This window comes from Flammeovirga sp. EKP202, assembly GCF_014534745.1.
Classification (GTDB): Bacteria; Bacteroidota; Bacteroidia; order Cytophagales; family Flammeovirgaceae; genus Flammeovirga.
The window spans coordinates 53521-79258 of record NZ_JACVVP010000035.1; the positions used below are offsets into that span (position 1 = coordinate 53521).

At 35.3% G+C, this 25738-nt stretch carries 15 protein-coding genes; 8 read left to right on the forward strand and 7 right to left on the reverse strand.

The features are described 5' to 3' along the window. Positions 1-93: 93 nt before the first annotated feature. The 6 genes from IC221_RS19640 to IC221_RS19665 all read right to left on the reverse strand — a co-directional run bounded on the left by IC221_RS19640 (position 94) and on the right by IC221_RS19665 (position 4645). Positions 94-477: a hypothetical protein gene (locus IC221_RS19640; RefSeq protein ID WP_188170591.1), complete on the reverse strand. Its 384-nt coding sequence runs from the start codon at positions 475-477 to the stop codon at positions 94-96. Positions 478-607: 130 nt separating this feature from the next. After that, positions 608-1678, reverse strand: a complete 1071-nt coding sequence (locus IC221_RS19645) for a bestrophin family protein (protein WP_188170592.1) — start codon at positions 1676-1678, stop codon at positions 608-610. Between the two features lie 96 nt (positions 1679-1774). Then, a complete protein-coding gene (locus tag IC221_RS19650) occupies positions 1775-2632 on the reverse strand; it encodes a hypothetical protein (protein ID WP_188170593.1) in 858 nt (285 codons plus the stop codon). Positions 2633-2683: 51 nt separating this feature from the next. After that, on the reverse strand, positions 2684-3286 hold the full coding sequence (locus IC221_RS19655) for a hypothetical protein (RefSeq protein ID WP_188170594.1): 603 nt from the start codon (positions 3284-3286) through the stop codon (positions 2684-2686). A gap of 130 nt (positions 3287-3416) precedes the next feature. Continuing rightward, a complete protein-coding gene (locus IC221_RS19660; protein ID WP_188170595.1) occupies positions 3417-3716 on the reverse strand; it encodes a hypothetical protein in 300 nt (99 codons plus the stop codon). Positions 3717-3721: 5 nt separating this feature from the next. Next, positions 3722-4645, reverse strand: a complete 924-nt coding sequence (locus tag IC221_RS19665; protein WP_188170596.1) for a hypothetical protein — start codon at positions 4643-4645, stop codon at positions 3722-3724. Positions 4646-4967: 322 nt separating this feature from the next. Between IC221_RS19665 and IC221_RS19670 the strand changes: the two genes are divergently transcribed. Next, positions 4968-9053 carry a choice-of-anchor J domain-containing protein gene (locus tag IC221_RS19670; protein ID WP_188170597.1) on the forward strand — a complete coding sequence of 1362 codons (4086 nt, stop codon included), beginning with the start codon at positions 4968-4970 and terminating at the stop codon, positions 9051-9053. 77 nt (positions 9054-9130) lie between these two features. Next, on the forward strand, positions 9131-15661 hold the full coding sequence (locus IC221_RS19675; protein WP_188170598.1) for a S8 family serine peptidase: 6531 nt from the start codon (positions 9131-9133) through the stop codon (positions 15659-15661). A 50-nt stretch (positions 15662-15711) separates the two neighbouring features. On the opposite strand, the gene IC221_RS19680 is transcribed toward IC221_RS19675, so the two are convergent. Further along, complete coding sequence (locus IC221_RS19680) at positions 15712-16392, reverse strand: response regulator transcription factor (protein WP_188170599.1); 681 nt, start codon at positions 16390-16392, stop codon at positions 15712-15714. Between the two features lie 112 nt (positions 16393-16504). Between IC221_RS19680 and IC221_RS19685 the strand changes: the two genes are divergently transcribed. The 6 genes from IC221_RS19685 to IC221_RS19710 all read left to right on the forward strand — a co-directional run bounded on the left by IC221_RS19685 (position 16505) and on the right by IC221_RS19710 (position 25526). After that, positions 16505-18619, forward strand: a complete 2115-nt coding sequence (locus IC221_RS19685) for a HAMP domain-containing sensor histidine kinase (RefSeq protein WP_188170600.1) — start codon at positions 16505-16507, stop codon at positions 18617-18619. Positions 18620-19312: 693 nt separating this feature from the next. Further along, on the forward strand, positions 19313-22684 hold the full coding sequence (gene ileS / locus IC221_RS19690; protein ID WP_188170601.1) for an isoleucine--tRNA ligase: 3372 nt from the start codon (positions 19313-19315) through the stop codon (positions 22682-22684). A 314-nt stretch (positions 22685-22998) separates the two neighbouring features. Next, positions 22999-23472 (forward strand): hypothetical protein, encoded by a 474-nt coding sequence (locus tag IC221_RS19695; protein ID WP_188170602.1) that lies wholly within the window; start codon positions 22999-23001, stop codon positions 23470-23472. A 181-nt stretch (positions 23473-23653) separates the two neighbouring features. Continuing rightward, a complete protein-coding gene (locus IC221_RS19700) occupies positions 23654-23935 on the forward strand; it encodes a hypothetical protein (RefSeq protein ID WP_188170603.1) in 282 nt (93 codons plus the stop codon). A gap of 122 nt (positions 23936-24057) precedes the next feature. Further along, a complete protein-coding gene (locus tag IC221_RS19705; RefSeq protein ID WP_188170604.1) occupies positions 24058-24786 on the forward strand; it encodes a hypothetical protein in 729 nt (242 codons plus the stop codon). 29 nt (positions 24787-24815) lie between these two features. Next, a complete protein-coding gene (locus IC221_RS19710; protein ID WP_188170605.1) occupies positions 24816-25526 on the forward strand; it encodes a hypothetical protein in 711 nt (236 codons plus the stop codon). Positions 25527-25738 lie beyond the last annotated feature (212 nt).

Below are 25738 nucleotides of genomic sequence, written 5' to 3' on the forward strand. Positions count from 1 at the left end.
CTGTTACTCCGTTTACCTAAAATCCCTTCTAAATGTTTTTTTGGAGGGATTTTTTAATTTCTTGTGGCATGTGAAAGAGTTATCAGAATAGAATTATTTACCGGTTGATACAAGTACTGGATGAATAATTTTTTTGATTAAACGATCAGCTTGTTCCTGATAATGGAAGTTCTTTAATTTCCAACCTCTATTTTTTGCGACCATTTCCAATAAGCTGTGTTCCTCCTTAATGAAATTAGTGATAGTGATAATCTGAATGGTTTTATCTATTCCATTTTCAGATAATTCTACAAAAAACGAATGCTTTTCATAAAGATTAAATGGGAACTTTAGGTCCTTACTATCGATCAATAAAATTTTTTTATTTTTTAGTAGAGGAGCAATTTCTTGAATGGCATGCAATACATCTTCTCTGGAAGGTACTTTAGCTAGCTTCAAAAAAACGTAATTAGGTGTTGCAGAAATACTGTAATTCATATCTCTATTTTTCTTTGTTGTACGATGTTATGTAAAGTTAAATAAAAAAATCATTTAAATGATGATAGTTACCTAAAAAAGGTGACTTTCGTCAATTAAATGATTTTACGCAGAAAAAAATATGAATTATTTACATCTGTACATTTTCTAATACATCAAAAGGATCAGGAATGTCATCAGGACTTTCACCCACACAAGTTCTCACATCGATCTCAATAGATCTTGAGATTGTAGAGATAGGGACATCATTGGCTGAGCCTTCAAATGGATTTTCACCTACTGTTCCGATCCTTTCCATGGTATGGAATACCCACGACACCATAGCGGCAAAAGGAATACCCATCCAAACCAATAACCCTCCAATAAAAGGGTGAATACCAATTAAACTTTCTCCAAGTTTTGCGAATTCAGGAACTAAGCCAAATGGTAAAATAAAGATGAAAATCCATACAAAAAACACATTCAAAGTAGCATACTGTCTAGGGTAAGGGAAGTTTTTGATCCTTTCAGATTTCCCTTGAAGGGCCAATAATGTTCTCAAGATTTCTTCCAATCTTAGAAAAGAAAATTCCCAGATTAATCCTTTTTCCTTTAAGGTTCTCAAATGATTTGATTGTAACTTGATGATATGTGCAGCTTTATTTCCACCCACATCCATGACTTTCTGAAGTTCATCAGGCTGTAAATAATGGGCTAAAGCTTCTTCCTCAGGAATTACAAACTCAGGTGTATGAATTTTCTGGGCCCATTCTCTATTGGTAGGATGATCCATAAAACTCTCCCATGGCTTTTTTGCTCTCATCGCATAACGCAATGCTGTCAGCCAAGCCATATGTCTGTGAACTAATATTCTTTTTTGTTTTGATAATTCTTCCTTAGAAAGTTCTTGACCTTCTTTTGCATATTCATTGGTGACCATGTCTCCGACATAAATTGCAAATGTTCGAGAGTCATTCACTATTCCTCCCCATATTTTTCTTCCCTCCCAAAGACGTCCATAGACAGCGTTATTCCTAAAACCAATCACAAAAGCCAGAGCCGTACCTACTAACGCAATTGGAGTCCAAGGCATTGCAATCCATTTTTGTTCTAAAACTTCATAAATGAAAGTAACTGTTGTAGCAAGCATTACAAAAAACAATGTTTCTTTTCGTGTCCAAAGAAACATTTCAGATACCGAGAAGTATTTTTTAATGAGCATAGATTCTAAAAAATAATGTTTTTAAGTGTCTATGAATCTAATCATTAAAATGGAATTTTGAAAGGTATCAATTCTTTTGACCATTGATCGTTTTTATTATAATTGGTTTAAATCATATATAATAATGAGATCATCAAATTTATAGTTAGATAAGATTTGAGCTTCTTCTCCTTTTAAGTACTCAAATTGAAGATCTTCATTTATTATCCAACAACCTGTTTCTTTATGAAGAACGAAGACATCAAGTTCATCATTATGGTATCGTTTTCCTTGATAAAAAATAGGAGTGTCCCTACTGCTTACTAGTAAAGGTTCACCAATTATTACAAAGTAATTTTCAAATTTTATGTTTGTTTTATAAATATCCTGTTTTGAAAATATATATGTTCTGGAAAATGTATCCATGATTTCATTCGGAAATACACGAATAATATTTTTCTCTCTAATTATATTTTTGGGCACTTTCATGGAGTACTTTCCATCTTCTTGGGTGAATGTGGAATACACCTGATCTAAAGTTATCAAAGCTACTCTCATGTGTGTAAATTCAACCTTATCTTGACGATAGGAACATTCTATTTGCCCTTTAATAGTTACAAATTGATCAGTATTGGTAATATCAATTTTATCTTGATTAGAAGGGATTAATGATTGGCTAAAAGCTTCGGTGCTCAATGTTAAAGAACTCACTATGATAGCACTCATCGCTAATTTATAAGGAGAAAATTTAAATGTTTGCGTCTTTCGGAGCGGTAAGAAATTTTGTGTTGGTTTGATTCTGATACAAATGTTTTCACCTTTTTCCTCAAAAAGATTTTCAACTTCAGGAGTAGATAAGTCTATTAAGTCATACACCTTTTTAGAACACACTTCACAAAATCTACCTTTTTCAACGGGAGTCATTTGATCCCAATTCTCATGACAAGGATTGGGTATCGTTAAAAATTTTTTCACTAATAGCTTACTTTAAAATCGAATATTTCTTTTCAAAGTAAATTAGTGATTTTATTCAAAAGATTGAAACGTAAGAATAGAAGCGTTGATAAGGGTCTTGCTTTCTGAGAATTGAGAGGTGTTATTGTCTATTTTTCTTTGTATCAATGTTAATAAACCCTTTACCGTATTTTCATCATCTTGTTCTATTTCATGCCCCAGTAACCAAGGAATACTAGTTTTTTCACCGTTCTTGTGCGTAAAAGTGAGAAAGCTTCTTGAAGAACTTTTATCTCTGTCTTCAAAACTTACCACATCATTTAGGTTCACGCTTCTTCGATTAAAGCCCGTTCTATTGACAATAAGCTCATCTCCATCAAAATAAATAAAGCTTTTATACCATGCAGTAGGGGAATTGCTTAGGTAGGGTTTTATGGCAAGAAGAAAGCTTACTTCTCCGAAAAAAATAAGATCATCAAACCAAAAATCTTTGAGAAAAGAAGAAAAAGTAACTTCTGTAAATAAAATTTCACGAAGGTAACTGACAGCATCAAACCCTAAAGCTAGAGCTCCTGCATAAGTCATGATTTGAGCGAAGGTAAAACCTCCATAGTACTTCGGTTTTTTTACGATTCCATTGAAATCGAGGGGGATATAAACGTTTACACTAGACATAAAAAAATAGATAGTCAAAAAGATAGTAATTATTTACAAATGTTTACACGTTAAATTCTTTTAATAGGTTGCGTTTAAAATGTTAATCTTGCAAGAATAGTGATAAAAAATATGTTTTTTGTCTAGTTTTTTATTGAGATGTATAATTAGGCGTAGGATCATAGTCGTTGGGAGGGATGATAATTAAATCATAGTTATCCAGCGTTTTAGCCACTTCATTATAATTTTTAACGCCAATGATACTCACTTTTCCACTTTTGATTTCTGATTGAATTGAGCTTAAATCAATAATTGTCCATTGGTCCATCTGAGCAAAGTTTGTAAAAGGAACCAACATTTTTTTATACTCATCATCGCCATCATAATAGCCTGCTTTAATGCATATATTCAGGCTTTTAAAGTTATTTAGTTGAGCTAACTCTTCAGTCAAGGCCCCTATGTCATAATTACCAAATGACAAGTCTTTTTTACCTGCATGTAGACTGCCAATTTTGATGAAATATTTAGAGTTGGGGTTTGCTCATGTATAAGATATTGTTCCAAAAAGTTTCTTCTGATGAGTTTGACACGATCTTTATGCGATTTTCTGTAATTCGTATAGATAGCCCAACTTTCTTTCATATCATTCAATATTTGAAAAGCAGTGGTGTCGTTTTCATCAAAATAATTGGTGAAAGCCACATACTTTTCATCTTTTTGAATTTCTTCAAATAATTGTATATCCTCATCAATGTCTTTTCTGTAAAGTGTTATGATTTCCTTTTTGGCCTCATTCCATGCTTTTGAAATTTCAAGAATATCTTTTCTATTTTTCGACTTTTCCAAAATCATATCACCTAAAAACAATGTTGAATTGTAATACTCTTGATCACATCCCCAAATTTTGAAATGATGTTTTGAGAAGGCATTTAGGAACTTAGCATCCTCTACAGCATCAAAAAATGGAATACTAATGTTATCAAAATCTTCATAATAATAGTTGGAATAGAATGTATGAAGCTGTTCTACTATATTTTCTTTAGCTACAGTGAGGCTTGTTAATTTATTAGCCGAATTAGGTCCTATTTCAAATGTGGCAACTGTATAATTGTTTTTAGCTAGCATTGGAACAAGAGCCTCTGTTAATTTTGAGATCTGTGACGATCCGTGATATTCACCTAAAACAAAGAATTGTGAATTTTTAGTTTTTTCTTCCAACAGTCGATAACCTTTACCTTTTAATCCATTTTCATTAATGGTAAAGTGCTCGACATATTTTGATATATACTGACTATCAAGAGAAATTATTTGGTTTTGCCCGAATGAGAAAGTATGACATGTTATCAACAGAATTGTAAGGATAAGTGAAGTCTTTTGCATTTTGAATTAATTAATGTTTGATGAAAGATTAGTTTAGTTTTCGAATCCCAGTAGAGTGATTCTATAACCTAAGAGAGGTTTTAAATTAGTAATTAGAAGTTGACAATTTATATAAAGTGAAGTTAATCATCATTTCTTATTTTTTTCAATCATTTGTTTTTCTTTTAATTAAAAGTTTAAATTAAATATCTTAATCATTTGATAGTTAGATTTTTATGTTTGATGTTTGGTCAAATTGAGTGGAAGCCCCTATTTACAAAGCCTTAATATCTCCTTAAAATTGAAGTCATAAAGCAATTCAATTATTTAAACTACATCAAAAATGAAACGACTATTATGGTTTCCGCTAGTTGTCTTATTCTGTATAGGACAATTTGCGTATGCTACAGAGGGTTCAGCACCAACCGCATTTGTAGAAATAGGAGCAGGGCAAACACCAACAACAGACCCAATTTACTCCAGCTGGAAATATGCCTGGGGTAGTTTTTTATATAAAAGCGAAGACTTAGGAGAAGCTAAAACAATCAGCAAAATTTCATTTTACGGATATAAGAATTTCGGTGGATGGGAAAAATCGTTTGCCAATCAACAGATTTATATCTCTTTAGTAAGCAGAGATGATGTGCCGTTGTCGTATCCAGATTTGAATAATTATACAAAGGTATTTGACGGAACTGTAACGTATCCTCCTAATGGTGCAGATTGGATGGATATTGATATTGAGGACTTCGAATACGACGGAACGAGTGATATTATCATCCACTGGCAGAATCATTCAGGAGAGAGTTATGTTACTTCTGGATTATTTTATGGTTCAGTCAATCAAGATCATCAAGCAGTGAGCGGTAGTGATAATAACTTCCCTACTGGGGTAGCGGGTTGGAGACCCTTCAATAATGCTACTCCAAATATCAGGTTTCACTATTTAGTAGCCGATGACACGCCATGTACTCCATTAGCCATAGCACCGGAAAATAAAGAAGCAAAAGTTAAAGTAGATCAAGCGTTAGAGTTTAGTTTGTGTAATTCAGATCGTTACGACTTTTATTTAGGTACTGAAGAAGACAATTTACAACTTATTGTTTCTGATCAAGCAGTAACAGAAGATGGAACATACACTTATAAAAGTCAGACATTATGGGAATCCAAAAAGACTTATTATTATAAGGTAGTTGCCAAAAAAGGTGATAAAGAAATTTCTTCTCCTATTATCTCATTTACGGCTCAAAAGTTTATTGAAGAATATCCGTTTATTGTTGATTTTGAAGATTTCTATATTAGCCAAATAACAGGTAATAGGATAAACAGAACGATTAATACCAACTTCCCTGATGAATCTGATTGGGAGTTTGATGAATATTGGAGTACGGGTGATATTGATGGTTTCCTGGACGGTATTTACAAAGGAGAAATGACGGGTTATGTATCAGCGTGGAGAACGGGGGATTACTCACTAACTACTCCAAGAATGAACTTACCAGAAAATTCAGAGGTCTCTTTTTATTGGAGAACAGGTTCTAATTCACCGTCAAGTGGTACTTATTTAGAGATTTCTACAGATGGAAAAGAAACATGGTCTGAAGTAGCTTCTATGATGCTTGAGGGGGATATGAAAGAGTATAAATACGAATCTTTCAGTCTAGGAGATTATTCTGGCGAAAATGTTTATATCCGTTTTAGATATCACGAAACTTCTAGCTGGAGTCCAAAATACTTCTGGATAGATGATATCGTTATCAAAGAACAAAAAATGGAGCCGGAGATCCAAATTGCGACTGATAAGCTTACGTATGCTTCCGTAAGTGTTGGCAGTAAGATCAGTCAATCGGTAACAGTGACAAATACAGGTAAGGCACCATTAATTATCAGAGGAGGAACTTCTACAGGTCCTTTCTCAACGGACTTCACCGGGACCATTGATATTGGGAAGTCAGCGGATATCAAATTATATTTTGAACCTACTTCTGCAGGTGATTTCGAGGATGTATTCACTTTTGAATCGAATGCAACTTCTGGTACAAACGATATTACTTTAATAGGAAATGCTTATCAGCCGCTTACTGATTTCTTTGAGAATTTTGATAACAGCACTGAGATGCCTGCGCAATGGAGTCAAATCAGAAGTAGCTGGGATAATTACACAAGTGTACAAGTGATTGATGGGGCGCTAGAGTATTTTACAAGTCCGCATTGTGCTCGTTTGATGAACTTGAATGATTTTGAATCGAATGTCATTTTAGTTTCTCCAGGGGTGAAAAACTTTGATACCAACAGAATCGTTTTCCAAGCAAAAAAATCAAATGATGCGTATGACTTGACTCTTGAGGTAGGTTTAATGACAGATCCAACAGATTCTTCTACTTTCGTATTGAAAGAAACATTTGAGTTGACAAGTGCTTATAAACAATTCAATTTACTATTCAGCCATGCTGATAAAGGACCTTACATTGCTTTTAGACACGGAGGAAGAGAACAAAAAGTAACAGCCGCTTTAATTGATGATATTTCTTGGGAGAAAATTTCAAATGGATTCCCTCTTGCTGCTGTTCCTACATCTCCAGCTTCTAATGCAGTGGATGTAGACATCATGAAAGGCTTAAAACTAAGATGGAATGATGGAGGAGGAGCAACGGAAGGGTTTAAAATCAATGTAGGAACAGATTACCCTCCTACGAATATGATTTCTGATCAAGAAGTAGACTTAGAGACTGCCGAACTTCAATTAGAAAACTTAGAGTATAACACCCAATACTATTGGCAAGTAGTGCCTTATAATAGTAATGGTGAACTGCCTAATGCTCCAGTATGGTCATTTACAACCATCCCTGATCCAACTGTTGAGACTCTCCCATATCTTGAAAATTTTGAGACAATGAAACAAGGAACGACAAAACCAATGGGCTGGTCAATAGACGATTTGAATCTTGACGGTAACGAATGGAAACAGATTACAGATGATGGATCAAATGATTTGGTGAAGGGTTCTGGGGCAATGCAGATTTCTGGTAAAAAAGATGATATTCTTTATTCGGTGCCTCTAGCTTTGGAGAAAGGAACAACTTATGATTTATCGTTTTCTATTAGAACGGAATTGGATGAACTAGAAGGTAAATGGCACACGGAAGAGTTAGAAGTATACTTGGTGGAGGACAATAAGAAAACCGCTTTGGGTGAAGAAGTATTGGTAAAAACTGCAACAGTGGAAGATGCATGGAAAGATGTGAGCGTTACGTTTGAAGCACCGAAAACAAAATCAATGTTTATTGCATTTTATGCTAAAACAGCAACACCTACAGGTGTACTTACTTTAGATAATGTAGAGTTGGATATTGCAAAAGAAAACCCAATCACTTTTACATCTACGCCTATTGACACGGGAGCGATTTATCATGATTACAGTTACGTAATTACAGCTTCACATAAAGAAGAGAAAGCACTTGAATTCTCGTTAGAAGATGCACCAGAATGGTTGTCAATTGAAGATCATGGTGACGGAACGGCGACTCTTTCAGGGAAGACAACTAAAAAAGGAACTTATTATGTAAGAGTAAATGCATCTTCAGGAGAACAATCAGCTAGTCATCAGTTTAATTTAGAAATTGAAGATATTGATAATCCATTAGCGTTCACTTCAGTACCAGAATTATCAGTAAAAGTATATGGTACTTATGAATATGCAATTGAGGTAGATTGTGCAATTGATGAAGCAATTACTTTGGAATTGGTACAAGGTCCTCAGTGGTTATCATTAGAGGAAATAGAGGGAAAGTATACACTCAGCGGTACGCCTGATGCTACAGGAAGTAATGTGGTGACATTGAAAGCCTCTGTTGCCTCTTGGGAATTAAGTCAGTCGTATTCACTGAAAGTGGAAGATATTGATAACCCATTGATGTTTACTTCTGGAGACTCACTATTTGTGATGGAAGACGAAAGCTTCGAACACCAAGTAACGGTTGAAGGATTGGAAGGATTGATGATTTCATTAGCATTAAAAGAAGCAATGGAAGGGGTGGAATTAACGGACAATAACGATGGAACGGCCACACTGACAGGTAGCTTGATGGAAACTTCAACAGTTGTGGTTGTAGCTTCTCAATCGAATTGGAGCATCGAACAAGAAATTGTAGTCACGGTAGAAGAGAAGCAGGTGACGGATGCATCTCTTGATATAAGCACGATTATGTTGTACCCGAACCCAATGACGGACCAATTTATCCTCAAAGGAGCTGAAAAAATTGAAAGTGTATATATCTACAGTTTAATCGGTGAAAAAGTAAAATCTTACGAAGACTTATCTCAAGCATCACAATTCCTGTTTAATGTATCTGACCTTGTAAAAGGATGGTATGTTGTTCAAGTGAATAGCGGAGGTGCTTCGAAGACTTATAAGATTCAAAAACAGTAACTCATACTAACCATAATATAGGCTGTCAACTTCCAAACAAGTTGGCAGTCATTACCTTCCTATCTATAAATTTTATAATGAAAAAGAACTTTATTTTCCTTTTACTATTTTGTGTACTGGGGATGAACACCTACGTTGGTGCCCAAACAAAAAATAGCTTAGAAGAAGTAACTTATAATGGCGTTGCAGTGGAATTGCCTGAAAATGCCAATGCTTATTTTTCGAATAAAAGAACATCTCAAACTTCTGATCAATCCGCCTACGTTATACTTCAGTTTTATCAAATTCCGAACAAGGAAAAGCGTTCCAATTTGATGAATAATGGGGTGTTACTCAATGATTATTTGGGAAATAATGCCTATTTAACGGAGATCAATTCACTAAAAAACAGCATAGATATTAGCTCTATTCGATCTATTGTGAACCTAGTAGATATTCAGAAATTAGATCCTTTATTGATGAAGTCAGAGTTGCCCAAATATGCTATGTCAGGCAAGCACTCTATTGTATTGGATTTACTTTTTTTTTCTGGAGTAAATACTCAAAAAATACAATCAGACTTAGAAACTTTAGGAGCAGAATCGATCTCATTCTCGCCCTATTTCAATAAAGTAAGATGCCAAGTGCATATTGATCAACTAAAGGAAATCAATGCTTTTTCTTGGTTGAAGTATGCAGGACCAATCCCACCAAAAGTGGAAAAAGACGATATTGTAGGGCAGAAAATGGTTGGCCAAGATGCCTTGATGGGCTATTTGGGGGCTGATCAGATGCTGACAGGAGAAGGTATTACGGTTGGTATTTGGGATCAAGATGTTGAACCTCACCTTGATTTCAATGGCAGAGTAACTTCACACGAATTAGAAGATCACCTTTTTGCTCATGGTAATCACGTGGCAGGGATTATGGCCGGCCGTGGTTTGGTAGACCCTATGGGTGTTGGTATTGCTCATAACGTAAAGATTGAATCTTGGAATTTCAATGTGGGTAGAAATGGCTTGACAACTGGTGAAGAAATGATGGGTGCTGCTTTAGAAAATGAAGTTTCTATTACTCAAAACTCATATGGTATTCCTCACCCCGGTGGTTTTTTATGGCCTTATATCAACAGTGATGCAGAATTGGATCAGGTGACTTGGGAACAGCCTCATGTATTGCATGTTTTTTCTTCTGGTAATTCAAGAGGTAATTTCCAATATGGGACAAGTTCTAAAACAGCAAAAAATATCCTGACAGTTGGAGCGTTAACGCAAACAGGAGCAATGAGTAGTTTCTCTAGCTGGGGTCCTGTAGATGATGGCCGACATGGTCCGCACATTGCAGCAAAAGGTGTAGATGTGTATTCATGTTCATTTTTTAATGATTATGAGTTGATGGATGGTACTTCTCAAGCGACTCCATTGGTATCAGGTGTGGCCATTCAACTTTATGAATTATACAAAAAGGAAAATAGTGAGTTGCCTAGAGCTGATTTAATCAAAGGGGTGCTTTGTAATACAGCTACAGATTTAGGTGAAGCAGGACCAGACTTCGCTTATGGCTATGGCGAAATAAATGCTTTAAGAGCGGCGAAAGTGATTAAGAATAATCATTTTGCATCAGGTAATGTAGAGACCGGTGATCAAGAAACGTTCAAAATCTGGGTGCCAGAAGGGACAGGTCAGTTAAAAGTAATGCTTTCGTGGAGTGATTATCCAAGTATTCCTTTCACACCCAATGCTTTGATTAATGATTTAGATTTAACAGTTGTACATAACGGAACAACAACACTTCCTTTGGTATTAGATGCTCAAAACCCATCACAATTAGCCACAAACAAAGAGGATCATTTAAACAATATTGAGCAAGTGGTGATTGACCTTCCTGAATCAGGTTACTATGAATTTGTAGTAAATGGTAATACAATTCCTCAAGGCCCTCAAAATTTTAGTATCACATGGGATTTTGTAGAAAAAGGAGTGACTTTATTATCACCAGTTGGAGGTGAATCTTACGTAGCCGAGAAGGAAATGATGATCTATTGGTCAGCTCCTCAAAATAATACAGATGCTTTTGTTGTTCAAATCTCAGAAGACAGCGGAATGAATTATCAAACGGTGGCTGAATTGGCTCCTAGTGCTAGAAATTATACTTACGCTACTTCTTCAGAAGCAAAAGGGAATTTGAAAGTAAGAGTGATCAATAGTAAATATTTTGATGAAAGCACCACTGGGTTTAGTGTTATTGGTCGTCCTGAAATTGTAAGCAGTTCATCGGATGTAATGAGCTGGACAGGTGTTGTTGGGGCAACTTCTTATGAAGTAATGAGAATGGAAGAGGGAGAAATGAAAGTGATTGATGAAGTAACCACCACTCAATTTTCACCTGAAGCAGGTCAGTATTGGTATGCCGTGAGAGCGGTCAATAAAGAGAAGAATATAGTAGGGGTACGATCGAAAGCGGTTGATTTGAGTGTAAAAGGAGCAATTAGTAATTTCCCTTTTGATGAAGGCTTTGATGATGGAGCTTCCAATTATTTGACCATTGAAAAATCAAAAGCGGGTAACGCAACGATCAACTACGACACTGAAGTGAACTCTCATTACTTGAAGTTTGAAGGAGGACTTACAGGCGCCACTTTTTACGGTGATGGTTCTACTCAAGAGGTTTGGAATGCCAACCCGACATTTATTTCAACAGCGACGCTAAAAACCGAAATTCCTGATGGGATTAACTCATTATTATTCACTTTAGATGCCAAAATGGCTTACTCTGTTTCTAGAAACCAAAGTATTTTCAGAGTGTATGTCAATGGTCAGCCTGTTTCGGATATCAAAGGACAAAGTTATTTCTTGGGCAGTGAAACAGCTCTTCTGAAAAGAGAAAAAATGTACTTTGATTTAACGGACTTTCTTGGTGAACCTATTCAGATCGAATTAAAAGCACTTTGCCGTTACCCATCAGGTGTTATCTCTTGGGCTATTGAAGGAGATCAAGTCGGTATTGATAATATTCACCTTTCTGAAAAAGCAGAATACGACGTAGCTTTATTGGAAATCGATCATCCTAATCATTCATTACGTTTAGAGGAAGCAGAGGTGAAATTTATGATTGCCAATATTGGATCAAAAAATCTAGAGACTTTTGATTTCTCTTATGAAGTCTACAAAAATGGCGTATTGAATCAAGAAGAAAAAGAAACGTTTAGTACTGAATTACCGACTTTCAATACTAAAAACTACACGTTTGTTGCCTTAGGAGATTTTTCTGAAGAAGATGCTTTATATTATGTAAAAGGTAATGCAGAGCATGCTAACGACTCCAAAATTGAAAATAATACGCTTCAAGGAAGTGGATTCTATAATTTCGGTAACATCGTTCCAATGGCCGCTCATGATTACACACAAACAACGACAGTAAGTGATGATGTCGTTTTCACAGATGGTGGTACAAGAGTTTTTAATTACCCTGATAACACAAGAAGTGTCCACAATTTTGTTCCAGCTGATCCAACGAAAAAAGTAAAAGTTGAATTTACTTCTTTCCAATTAGAGGAAGGATATGATTACTTGTATGTATTTGACGGTACAAATGCCAGAGGCGAACCAATTGCAGTTTTGAACGGTGCTTTAGGCGATAATAATCAAACTACATTTACTTCAACAGTATTAGGCGGTGGATTAAGTTTCATTTTTTATTCTGATGAAGCAGTCAACGAAGAAGGCTGGGTGGCTACGGTATCTCAAGTAGAACACAGCGTTGATTTCGATGCAGGTGTTACTGCAATTCAGCACCCTGTTACTCATGTAGGCTTAACAGGTGCAGAAAGAGTATATGTAACAGTATCCAACTTTGGTAAAGAAGATATTTCATCTTTCAAAGTTGCTTATACCATTAATGATGGTACTCCAAGAGTTCAAAATGTAAACCGTCTTCTTGAATCGGGGAGATCTGTAGATATTGAATTTGATGAGCCAGATGTATTCAACACTTTTGGAATTCAATATGAGGTGAAGGCTTACACTATTTTGGAAAACGATGGGGTAGGAAGAAATGACACTTCAGTGGTAAGGTTTAAATCAGATTATGAACCTGCTCTTGGATTTGGTGGGGTGTTCATCACAAATGTAATGATGGGCGACATCAATCAAACCTCTGGTGATAATATGTATGAAGATTATTCTGGACAAGAATTAACAATCAAATATGGTGAAACAGCGGAATTGATTGTAACAAAAAATGATGGTTCTGGTGCTGGTAAATATTGGATTGACTGGAATTTCAATGGGAAATTTGAAGAGGAAGAAGGGTTTGAATTTGAACCCATCAATCCTCAGCAAATGAAAGGAATCATTGATCCTCCATATGATGTTGAGCCAGGGAAAAAGAGGTTGAGAATTCGTGTTTTATCATTTGGTGAAATGAATCCTGAAGGAATTGTTTTTACTGGAGAAGTGGAAGATTATTCCATTATTTTAGAAGGACAAGCACCAAAGCATGATCTAGCTGTAAAAAGCATTGAGCTTGAAAAATACATCACACCGGATGCTTACGCGATTCCTGTTATGATCGAAAATAAAACACCTAACGCGGAATCATACCAATTGAAATTGATCGTAGATGGTGTTGAAAAAGAGGTAGTTGAAGTGAGTGATCATGAAGGTAAATCAATGAAGGAGGTTTTATTTTCTAGCATTGATTTAGTAGAAACAATTACTGAAATTAAAATTGAGTTAATTTCTTCTACAGATGAAGTGATTGGCAACAATATTCTTCAGAAGACAATTAATGTTCAACCATTGAATACTGTTTTTGCTTATAATATTTTAGGTGCAGAAGGTGTTTATCCGGGACCGATCAGTTTCCATATGCAGAACATCAAACAGCCAAGAAATATTAAGCAGGTGAATGGATTTTATGTCTATGCGGGTACAATTGCCAAGAACAAATGGTATAACAGTTCAACGGGGGGAATGCTTTCTACGATTGATCCATTTACGGGTGAAATCAACAATCTTGGGTTCTCTGATATTGAGTTGAGAGATATGTGCTATAGCGAGCCGAAAGACAAGCTTTACGGTATGGCGTATTATACACCTGAGATTTACAGTATTGATAGAACAACCGGAGCATCTACTTTGGAAGGTACATTAGCAAATACATCCATCAAAACTATTACTTGTGATATTGCAGGTGTGTTGTACGGTTTGGATCAACTTGGTAATATCTATATCATCAACGATGAAGATTGGACAACCACAAAAATCAGTTCATTACCAATTTTCACTGGAACTTCTCCACATCCGCACCTTTTCTTTGATCATAATATTGGTAAAATGTATTTGGCGTCAAGAGACAATCAGTTGACGACAGACTTCTATCAAATATGGGAAGTAGATCCTTGGTCTGGTTCTCTTAAAGAAGGCGTGATCAACGAAGGTTTGAGCAAAGCGATTGGTTTCTCTATGTTTTATGACAAAAAAACAGCAGAATCATTACACAGCATTAATAGTGTGAAAATTCAAGGACTATCTACATTCGGAACAATTGATGAAGAAAATAGAGAGATCAAACTGATTCCAGCAAAACAAATGGATGTTGCTGAGTTAACATTACAATTCTCGATTTCTCCGGGTGCTCAGTTATATTATAAAGGTAAACAAGTGGATTACACTTCGGTATTCGATTTGACAGCTCCAATTGTGGTAGAAGTACGTTCATTTGATCAATCCAATGCCTCATTATGGTCTATTGAATGCTTGCCTCCATTGAATGATGAAGCAGAAATCACTTCTTATGCCATCTCAAGCTTGTTGAATGATGGTCTTGTGGCAGACATTGAAGGAGTTGTAACTGCTAATGGAATTTCGATCGATGCCCAGAAGGAAGATAACCTTACCAATGCATTAGTATCCATCGAAAAAGCAAATAAATCCATCATCTTAATGGGGTCGGATACTTTGATGACAAACGATACAAAAGTGAATCACACCGATGACTTCATGTTGAAGGTTGTATCAGAAGACTTAAGTAAATCAAAATATTATACAGTCACTACAGCAAGACAACAAAACGACCAAGCAGAACTTCAATCCTTTACATTCTTAGCAGATTTGAATGATAATATAGTTGAGGATGTTGAAGCTGAAATTATGGATCAGGAGATTTTAATAGATGAGTCATTGTTTGATGTTGAAGGACAATTAGTGATTAGTTTTAAATTATCTACAGGAGCGATGATGACTCAAAATCAATGGATTCAGACCTCAGGTAAGGATAGTTTATTGCTTGAAGAAGGTATGCAGTTTGAAGTGTTCTCTGAAGATAAATTAACAACAGAGACTTACACTGTAAAGATGAAAGACAGTACTGATCCAACATCTATTGTTATGTTCCCTAAAGATGTTATTAATGTATTCCCCAATCCAACACAAGGAGAGGTGAAAATCAAACATCATGAGGCCGGTACTCTCTTTATCATGGACATGAATGGTAAAAAAGTAGTGGTTCAAGAATTAGGAATAAACCAAAGTCAATTGAACTTAAGTCATCTATTATCAGGGATGTATATTGTCCGATTCGAAGGGCAGACCTCTGAGTTATGGTTGACAAAACTTATCATAGAATAAATAAGAGTAGAGTGTGAATTAAAGTGGGCTACAATTTTGTAGTCCACTTTTTATATTTTATCAGCTTCCATAAATTCTGCTAATATTTTTCGTTGTTTTACTGCAAAAGTGAGTAATTGATTATTGCCCGTTACTTCTAGTTTTTTGCAGATATTATATCTATGATTCTCAATTGTTTTAATACTTTTGAAAAGCTGATCAGCAATTTGAGGTGATGATTTACCTTTGGAGATAAGTCCCAATACTTCAAGCTCCGTTTTGGTTAATTGAGTCACTAAAAGCTTATTTTTTCGTATTCCATCAATTTTTTTTTGATTGATCTGAATGAATTGTTTAAATTTCTCACAAGTGAACTTTTCATTCTGTAATACAGCGTCTATACAGCTCCTTATTTCTTTCATCGCATTCTCCTTAAAGATATAACCGTCCACATCAAGGCTTAATGCTTCTTCAAAGGTGAATAAGTCACTATGACTTGTGATAAAAATAACTTTTGTATCGGGTGAATTTGATTTAATTTTTTTGATCATCTCAACACCATTCATTTTAGGCATTTCGATGTCAGCTATAACTAATTGAGGTGAATATAAAATGGCTTTATTTAAACCTTCTTCTCCATTTTCTGCCTGACCAATTAAATGAGTATTAGGAATGGCGTCAATAATTGGAATTAGAGCAGATCGGACAATAGGATGGTCGTCGACAAGTAATATTGAATTGGTATTACACATTATAATTATAGATTGTTAAGTTTATAGTGTTATTTAGTTGAAAATTTTGAAATAATCAAATATTACAATATACATTTCCAGCTAATTTAAATCTTCTTTTTTATTCTATCTCATGATTAACAAACTACCATATATTCTTTCATCTCTAATAGTATTATTGATTACTAACGCTTACGCTGAAGAAACACCTAAGTTTTACAATGATTCTGCAGAAGATCTTTTTTATGATTCTCCTTTAGAAAGTTATAAAATGGCAGAGAAGGCTTTAATAATGGCCACCAACATGTCATCCACGCATGAAATTGTACGTGCTTACGTTAATCTTTCAAGGTATTATACTTTTAAAGAAAACTATCAGAGATCATTGGATAGCCTCTATGTTGGGGTGGAATACATCAATGAAATTCCAAGGGAAACTGCAGAACAGCTTTTACTTTCCATAAGTCAAAATCACTTGATATTGCACAGTAATAACCTCACTTTTGATCAGTTTATCAATAGCAATGATGAGGAGGTTTTCTGGCGAAAAAATTATAATGTATTAATCAAATTATCAGCCTATTATTATAATAATTACAGCTATTTAAATGCCAATGATAATCTTCAAAAAGCATTGGTATTAGCTCAAAACTTAAACGACAGCAGTTGCATTGCAGAGGTGAATTATCAGATTGGAAGATTGGCCGTTGCGATTGAGAAATATGATCGTTCTTTAGTTTATTTTGATAAGGCACTTCCCTATACGATTGCATCAAAAGATTCACTGAGAGCGTCAAAAATCTATAGTTATATGGGGGAAAGTCAAATGCTACTGAAAGAGTACTCAACTGCCGATTCCCTATTTCTACTAGCACTATCTTTCTCATCCAAAAGTACCAAAAACCATTATCTAGTGCTTAAAAACCTTGGCAAATTTAATTTTAACCAAGGAAAGTATGCCGTCAGTAAATCCTATTACCTCCAAGCTTTAGGAAATATGGGAAACAATTATGATTCTGATAAAGCATTTATTTTCAATGAACTTGGTGATATCTCTCTTTTAGATTATCAATTAGCGGAAAGTAAAATGTATTACGATTCAGCTATTTGGTATTCCAAACGTTTTCAAGATTTTAAAAACTTAGAAGAAGCATTAGTGGGTTTATCAGAAGTGGCAGTGAAAAGAAAAGATTTCAAGTTATCCAACGAGTTATTAAGGAACTCAAAAATTGCCCAATCCAAAAGTACAGAACAGAAAGACATGGAAGCGATTTCTTATTCAAATGCTTATTTTGATACTTACTTTAAAGATTTACAGATCATTGATTTGCGTCAAGATAAATACATCAAAGATCTTATTTTAGAGCAAGAAAAAGAGAAAACAAACCTCTTGATTGTTTTATTGATTGTAGTGCTTTTGGGTGGTGTTCTTTTAGTATTATGGTTTATACAGACTAGAAAAAATGCAAAACTTGAGCGAGAAAAAGCAAAAGTGGCAAGAGATCATAACGAGGAATTGATGATGATTAATAGTGTGTTATCTCAATCTCAAAAAGAATTACTCAATGCCAATCAAATTAAAGATAGAATGTTTTCGGTGATTGGTCATGATGCAAAAGGACCATTGATTAGTGTGAGAAATCAAGTTTTTGGTTTGATTGGAAAAGTAGATAAAGAGTCCACTGTTTATGAGGAGTTGGTCAATTCGGAAATACTAATTGATAATGTGATTCGATTAATAAATGACCTCTTAAATTGGGCTATGTTACAAGACGAGAAGATTGAGTTGAACATTGAGACTGTAGATTTTAAAGACATTTTGGAAGCCAATTTAAGTTTATATCAGCAGGTAGTTGATCGTAAAAAAATTGTATTTGATATCAATTTACCTTCCAATACAATTTTAGAAACCGATTATCAGTTACTCAGTTTTTGTGTAAGAAACCTCTTGTCAAACGCTATGAAATATTCTCCAGAGGGTGGCGAGATAAAGATTTCATCTCAAAGAAATGAAACAAGCTTTAACCTTTCAATATCAGATCATGGCCCGGGTATAGCAGAGGAAAAAATGGGGTCGATTTTTATGATGCCAGAAAGTTTTGTAGCACCAAGTCCAGAAAGAGAAGGTTTAGGTTTTGGATTGCCAATGACTGCCAGATTTGTGAAATTATTGAAAGGAGAAATCTCACTAAAATCTGAATTAAAACAAGGTTCTACATTCTCTTTGGAAATTCCTTGTTTAAAATAACAGATGAGAAGTTGGTTGTATTGTAAACTAAGCTTTCATTATCTCGTTAATCGACATTTCTGCAAGCTTTTTATGTTCTACTTCCAAACTTCTTTCTTCTTCATTTTTCCATTGATGAAAAACGAAGCAAAAAATCTAGGCTTAGAAGGCAAAAGCTAAATTCCATTCCTTTCGCCTAAATGATTTTAAACTCGCTACGCTCAAACAAGAAAATCATTTTTAACGGCTCACTCCATGGAATTCTTAACGCTTTTCCCTTCAAGGCCGGGGGAGTGCTACTAAACTAAAAATGGTAGAAAGCCCACTGGCGCGAATGTTAAGCGAAAGCGTCATTCGTGTCCAACAGATCATCAGAAATCTCCTGATTTCTAAATAGAACAAATAAAGAAAACTTAGTTTGCAATATGCCAACTCCCTTTGACTTTAAAGCCTTGAATTTTTTGCTTCAAGACAAAAATGAAGAAGAAGGAAGCTTGAAAGTAGTAGCCTGAAGGTTTACACCACTCACTTTTAAAAGAAATAGATTCTATAAAAAATCACTATTTCTTTGAATATTAATCCCTTCTTGTAAATAATATCGAAGATCATCAAAAGTTAGTTTCTGATTTAAAAACAAATTACGATATTTGCGTGATCTGTACCCTTGTGTACAGGCAAAGCAAAAAAAAATTAGACAATTTCATTCTATAATCAATGGGATTTAAGGAATACAAAGGGCTTGATCTAGTTGCGGCGAATAAAGAGATTCGTCAATATTGGGAAGAGCAAAATATCTTCGATAAGTCTGTCTCTACAAGAGAGGGCAATCCATCACATGTTTTCTATGAAGGGCCTCCTTCAGCAAACGGTGCACCTGGTATTCACCACGTAATGGGCCGTGCTGTAAAAGACCTTTTCAATAGATACAAAACATTAAAAGGATTTCAAGTAAAGCGTAAAGCTGGATGGGATACTCACGGTTTACCGGTAGAGTTGAAAGTTGAAAAAGAATTAGGCATTACAAAAGAGGATATTGGTACTAAGATTTCTGTTGATGATTACAATGCAGCTTGTAAGCAAACTGTAATGGAATTCAAATCGCAATGGGATGAATTGACAAAGCAAATGGGATATTGGGTGAACCTTGATGATCCGTATATCACATTTGACAAGAAGTACATGGAATCTCTATGGTACTTATTAAAAGAATTATACAATAAAGATCTTCTTTACAAAGGCTATACTATCCAGCCTTACTCTCCAGCGGCAGGTACTGGTCTTTCTTCTCACGAATTAAACCAGCCAGGTTGTTATAGAGATGTAACGGATACTACAGTTACTGCACAATTTAAAGTAGAAAAAGACGATAAGTCAGCTTCACTTTTTGAAGGTGCACACGGTGATGTATTTATCCTTGCTTGGACGACAACGCCTTGGACGCTTTCTTCAAACTCCGCTTTGGCAGTAGGTGAGAAGATCGATTATGTACAAGTGAAGACTTACAACGCGTATACACATGAGCCAATCACAGTGATCTTAGCCAAAGATCGTTTGAATGCTTATGTGACGAAGAAGCAATTGGATGCAGACTTCGATGCGTATGAAAAAGGTGCAAAATTAGTTCCTGCTCAAGTAGTAGGTGAATATAAAGGTGCTGACCTTGTAGGTGTAAAATACGAGCAATTATTACAGTTCGTAAAACCTGAAGGAAAAGCATTTGAAGTAATTCCTGGCGATTATGTAACTACTGAAGACGGTACAGGTATCGTTCATATCGCTCCAACTTTTGGTGCAGATGACCAGAGAGTCGCTAATCAAGCAGGTATTTCTCCAATCGTAGTTTTTGACGAAAAAGGCAATCCACTTCCATTAGTTGACAAAACAGGTCGCTATGTAAAAGAAATGGGAGAGTTTGGTGAGCAATTCGTGAAAGCAGAGTACGAGGAAGACGAAGTATCTGGTGCGAAGGAATACAAATCAATGGATGTTCGTTTAGCGATTAAATTAAAGACGGAAAATAGAGCGTTTTTAGTAGCGAAATATGTCCATAGTTACCCTCACTGTTGGAGAACTGATAAGCCAGTATTATACTATCCATTGGATTCTTGGTTTATTCGTACTACTACTGTAAAAGATCGTTTGGTTGAATTGAACAAAACAATCAACTGGAAGCCAAAAGCAACAGGTGAAGGACGTTTCGGAAACTGGTTAGAAAACCTAGTAGACTGGAACTTGTCTCGTTCACGTTATTGGGGTACACCTCTTCCTATCTGGAGAACTGAAGACGGTAACGAAGAAATTTGTATCGGTTCAGTAGCAGAATTAGGAGAGCAAGTAAAGAAATCAGTAGCGGCAGGTGTAATGCCAAGAGATCCGAAGTACATCACTGACAGCGGTGAATTGACGGAGGAATTTGACTTGCACCGTCCGTATGTAGATGATATTATCTTAGTGTCAGAAAGCGGTAAGCCAATGACTCGTGAATTAGACCTTATCGACGTTTGGTTTGATTCAGGTGCGATGCCTTATGCACAATGGCACTATCCATTTGAAAATAAAGAAGTTTTTGACGGATCTTTCCCTGCAGACTTTATTGCTGAGGGTGTGGATCAAACACGTGGTTGGTTCTTTACATTGCATGCTATTGCAGGTATGACACAAGACAGCGTAGCGTTCAAAAACGTAATTTCAAATGGTCTTGTATTAGATAAGACAGGTACTAAAATGTCGAAGCGTTTAGGTAACGTGATCAACCCATTCGAAACAATGGATGAGCATGGTGCGGATGCTACACGTTGGTACATGATCTCTAATGCAAACCCATGGGATAACTTGAAGTTTGACCTTGAGGGCGTAAAAGAAACAAAACGTAAGTTCTTCGGAACACTTTATAATACGTACTCGTTCTTCTCGCTTTATGCGAACTTAGACAACTTCACGTATTCAGAAGCTGAAGTGCCTATGGAAGAGCGCCACGAGTCAGACCGTTGGATCTTATCACGTCTGAATACGTTGGTGAAAGAAGTAGACGCAGCATTAAACGACTACGAACCAACAAAAGCAGCAAGAGCGATCCAAACGTTCACAATCGAAGACATGTCTAACTGGTATGTACGTTTGAACCGTAAGCGTTTCTGGAAAGGAGAGTATGCTTCTGACAAGATTGCCGCTTACCAAACGCTTTATACTTGTTTGGAAACAATCTCAGTATTGATGTCGCCAATCGCTCCATTCTTCTCGGATCGTTTATTCCAAGACTTAAATGCAGCAACTGGAAAAGATAAAGCAGAGTCAGTACACTTGGCCAACTTCCCTCAAGTAAATGAGGAGTTGATCAACATCGACTTAGAAGAGAAAATGCACTTGGCACAAGTAATTTCATCTCTTACGCACTCAATCCGTAAGAAAGATAAATTGAAAGTACGTCAGCCATTGCAACGTATCTTGATTCCAGATGTAAACGCTAAAGTAACGGCTCAAATCAAAGCAGTTGAAGCAGTGATTGCTCATGAGGTGAACATCAAAGAGATCGAGTTCTTGACAGAAGAAAATGAAGGTATGTTCGTGAAGCACATCAAACCAAACTTCGCTACATTGGGTAGAAAGTACGGTAAATTGATGAAAGGCATCGCGAAGACTGTCAACCAAATGTCTCAAGATGACATCAAAGCAATTGAATCAGCAGGTTCTTACACATTTGATGTTGACGGAAACGAAGTAGTTCTTGGAATCGAGGATGTATTGATCACTTCGGATGATATCCCAGGTTGGTCAATGGCTAAAGATCAAGGTATTACAGTAGCATTAGATATCACTTTAACAGAAGAGTTGAAGAAAGAAGGTATCGCTCGTGATATTGTAAACCGTGTGCAAAACATCCGTAAAGACACTGGTTTAGAAGTACAAGATAAAATTAATATCGTCGCTGAAAAAGGTGATGATTTAGTCAACGGTGCTTTTGAATCATTCAAGAAGTACATTTGTGAGGAAACTCAAGCAGTATCATTTACTGTTGAGGATTCAGTAGCAGATGCAACAGTTCTTGACCTTGACGGTGTAGAAGTAAAATTAAAAGTAAGCAAGTAATCTTAGTTTACATATTGATATTGAAGACGGGTAGCAGAGATGTTACCCGTTTTTTTGTGCTTTTAGACGGTCATCATAACTAGCGCAAGTCTTAAGCCGTAGGCGTGACTTGTGTTTGTATTATTTTATAAGTCTGAAGACTTATAGAAATTCTAATATGATCTAAAAGTCTACAGACTTTTTACAGTTGCTAGGTCCAAGTCACGTCTATCGACTTAAGACTTGAACCAGTTAGGGTGTTACCTTTTCAAATTTAAAATTGAATTAGTACTTTGTTGTAAGTAAACTATTGTGACAATTAACAAACATAAAAGATGAGTGCTTTAAAAATTCAATTAGCAAACGACAGTTCCATTTTACAAATCTTATGTTTTTCTTTCATTATACCCATAGCCATTGGTTTTGGTGTTTTTTATTTTTCGAATAATATTGTTGTAAGTGTAATATTAGGATTTGTCTCTTACGGTATATCTCTATTTATTGCCATTAAATTGATAAATAAAAGCTCAAGGAAATATATTTTTGAAGTGAGGGATGGGGCAATTTTTCATAATGATAGAAAGGTTGTTAATTTAATTGATATTGAAGACTTAGCGTATGATTTTTCAACAGCCAATGCTGCTGGCGGAGCATCCTTCTATAGAAATAGGAATTTCAGGTTTTTAATAGTAAAACCTGTAAATGGTTTACCAAGAAGATTAAATCTATCTTCGACTTCAGCAGATGTAAATGATATAATAAGGAGAATTAAAAAAGAGATTATGGAGTTGAAGAAAGAGCAGATCTAATAATCAACTTTGTTATAATCACAAGTGACGTTGTCGCTTAACACTTGCGATATGGTTATGTAATAATAGCCCTCAAACTCCATATTTTGCTCCCCGCTTCTTAGAAGTAATCCCTCTCATATTGCAATTAAAGTTTTTTAGTCGTAAATTATATGTCCCATTTAATAAACCAACTGACGATATGGAACTAAAAACAACTTTAATAGATGCGTTAGAAATCGCATTAATAGAAGATCAAAACAAGGAAAATAGAAAAGAAGCTTTCAAAGAATTAAAGTATTATGAGGATTTAATTATGAAATTAGATGTTTCATTAGGAGTGTTTGAAGCTTCATTTATTAGGGATGCCCATAAAGATCATCTGATTGAATTTTTAGATTTAGCGTATACTATTAAAAAAGAAGAACGATTTAGAGAACTGAAAGAGGTTCTGAATAATTTATTAATTCAAGTCACAAAATAAAATAACAATATATCGCAAGTGTTCATCCAAAGAGATGTCACATGCGATTTTTTTATGATGTGATCTTTTTTAAGGCAAACTTTTTGAGGTGTATAAATGGAATTTTTTGACTTTCAGCTACTATGAAAACATATACAAACTTTATACTCTTACTTTTCCTCTTCTCCTGCGGAAATCATGAACAAGAACTTCAATCTTACAAAAAAGAAGTCGCCGAATTAAACGCTACACATCTTGCTTTAGAAAGTCAGGTGAAGGAGCAGGAAATTCAAATAAACACATTGAAAGGTGTGACTGAAAAATGGGATGTAGGTGCAATGCGAAATACCTATGATTCATTGAATAGGGTATACAGAAGCTACAAAAAAGAGATAAATAAATTATCTAATAAAGAGGAAGTAGATCCAGAAGGGTTTAAAACATTATTAGAATTTAATTTGCCTGGAAAATTATTTAAATCATTTCAGTCTCTTTCCGATACTTATCGTATTTCTCCAGCTGTTAATCCTTTTTATGTGAGAGGTCATTTTAATGAAGATGAAATGGAGGACTATGCCCTTTTTATTGAAAACATAGAAAATAAGAAGCTAGGACTAGCCATTTTTATGGGTGGTGACTTTGAAAAACATTATGTATTAGGAGCTGGAAACAAAGATAATTTCGGTCAAGACAATATGTATGGAACACTTGCTGTATCAGTTGTAAATAAAGGAGATGTATGGATTAGAGAAGGTGAACCTGAACCAGTGATCAAATCTCCCCAAGTGATTTATGTAAGTTTCTCCAATCTCAGTTCGGCTGTCGCTTACTTAGAGGATGGTGAGTTTAAATTTTACGGACAAGCAGATTAATTTTCTTCACTCTACTTATGAAATCAACTATGAAACATATTTATATATTCTTCTTCTTTATTCTTATTTCTTGTGGTTCTTCCAAAGAAGAGATTACTCAATATCAATCACAGATAAAGGCATTAAATGAGAATAATGCTTCTCTTCAAAATCAATTGAAAGAGCAAGATACAGAACTCAAGTCCTTGAATAATTTGGTGAATCTTCAACGAGAAAATGATAGTTTACCACAAGTCATCCAAGAGTTGGATACTAAACGCTCTAGTCTTCGTAGCAATGAAATGATGACAGGCTTTGAAACTACTTTGCCAAACCATTTACCTAGTGGGGTACTTAGTACCATGAAATCTTTATCAGATCAATATCGAATTATATCTGATATCAACCCTTTCTTTTTAAAATTAAACGCTGCTGCCGATGGAAGTTGCGGTGATTATATGTTACGTATTGAACATGTGGTGACTGAAAAGAAAGGTTTTATTTTATTAAAAGAGTGTAATCCTGAATGGTACCTTGTATTAGGAGCAGGTTCTACTTTTCAAAATATAGAGGATGACTTAAGCGGTATAGCTACGTTTTATGTTGAGAAATCAGAGAATGTAAAAGTCAGTTATGGTTCTGAAGGTAAAAAAGTGAATCCACCAACGAGGGAGGTTGTGATGTTTTATAGTTCAGATAGAATACCGGCAGTATTTTATTCTGATGAAGGACCGTACAAATGGGAATGGATTGGTGATTAGAAGAAAACCGGGTCAACAACAAAAAGTGGGCAAAAAACATAATGTTGTTATCTTTGTCATGTTATGAATGACGATTTATTAGCCTTATTTTTCCCTGAAGGGATGTTAGATTACTTCGAAATAGAAGACTACACTAACAGTTCAACAGAACTACAAATTTATTTAAAAGAAAAAGATATACCTCCTGTAGAGTATTCACATTTGAACTTACA

Bases quoted from the DNA above. Each gene is read 5' to 3' on its own strand.
- IC221_RS19665 (WP_188170596.1), bottom strand. From the start codon at position 4,645: ATGCAAAAGACTTCACTTATCCTTACAATTCTGTTGATAACATGTCAT.
- IC221_RS19680 (WP_188170599.1), bottom strand. From the start codon at position 16,392: ATGTGTAATACCAATTCAATATTACTTGTCGACGACCATCCTATTGTC.
- IC221_RS19675 (WP_188170598.1), top strand. From the start codon at position 9,131: ATGAAAAAGAACTTTATTTTCCTTTTACTATTTTGTGTACTGGGGATG.
- IC221_RS19655 (WP_188170594.1), bottom strand. From the start codon at position 3,286: ATGTCTAGTGTAAACGTTTATATCCCCCTCGATTTCAATGGAATCGTA.
- IC221_RS19695 (WP_188170602.1), top strand. From the start codon at position 22,999: ATGAGTGCTTTAAAAATTCAATTAGCAAACGACAGTTCCATTTTACAA.
- IC221_RS19640 (WP_188170591.1), bottom strand. From the start codon at position 477: ATGAATTACAGTATTTCTGCAACACCTAATTACGTTTTTTTGAAGCTA.
- ileS (WP_188170601.1), top strand. From the start codon at position 19,313: ATGGGATTTAAGGAATACAAAGGGCTTGATCTAGTTGCGGCGAATAAA.
- IC221_RS19700 (WP_188170603.1), top strand. From the start codon at position 23,654: ATGGAACTAAAAACAACTTTAATAGATGCGTTAGAAATCGCATTAATA.
- IC221_RS19645 (WP_188170592.1), bottom strand. From the start codon at position 1,678: ATGCTCATTAAAAAATACTTCTCGGTATCTGAAATGTTTCTTTGGACA.
- IC221_RS19685 (WP_188170600.1), top strand. From the start codon at position 16,505: ATGATTAACAAACTACCATATATTCTTTCATCTCTAATAGTATTATTG.
- IC221_RS19705 (WP_188170604.1), top strand. From the start codon at position 24,058: ATGAAAACATATACAAACTTTATACTCTTACTTTTCCTCTTCTCCTGC.
- IC221_RS19710 (WP_188170605.1), top strand. From the start codon at position 24,816: ATGAAACATATTTATATATTCTTCTTCTTTATTCTTATTTCTTGTGGT.
- IC221_RS19670 (WP_188170597.1), top strand. From the start codon at position 4,968: ATGAAACGACTATTATGGTTTCCGCTAGTTGTCTTATTCTGTATAGGA.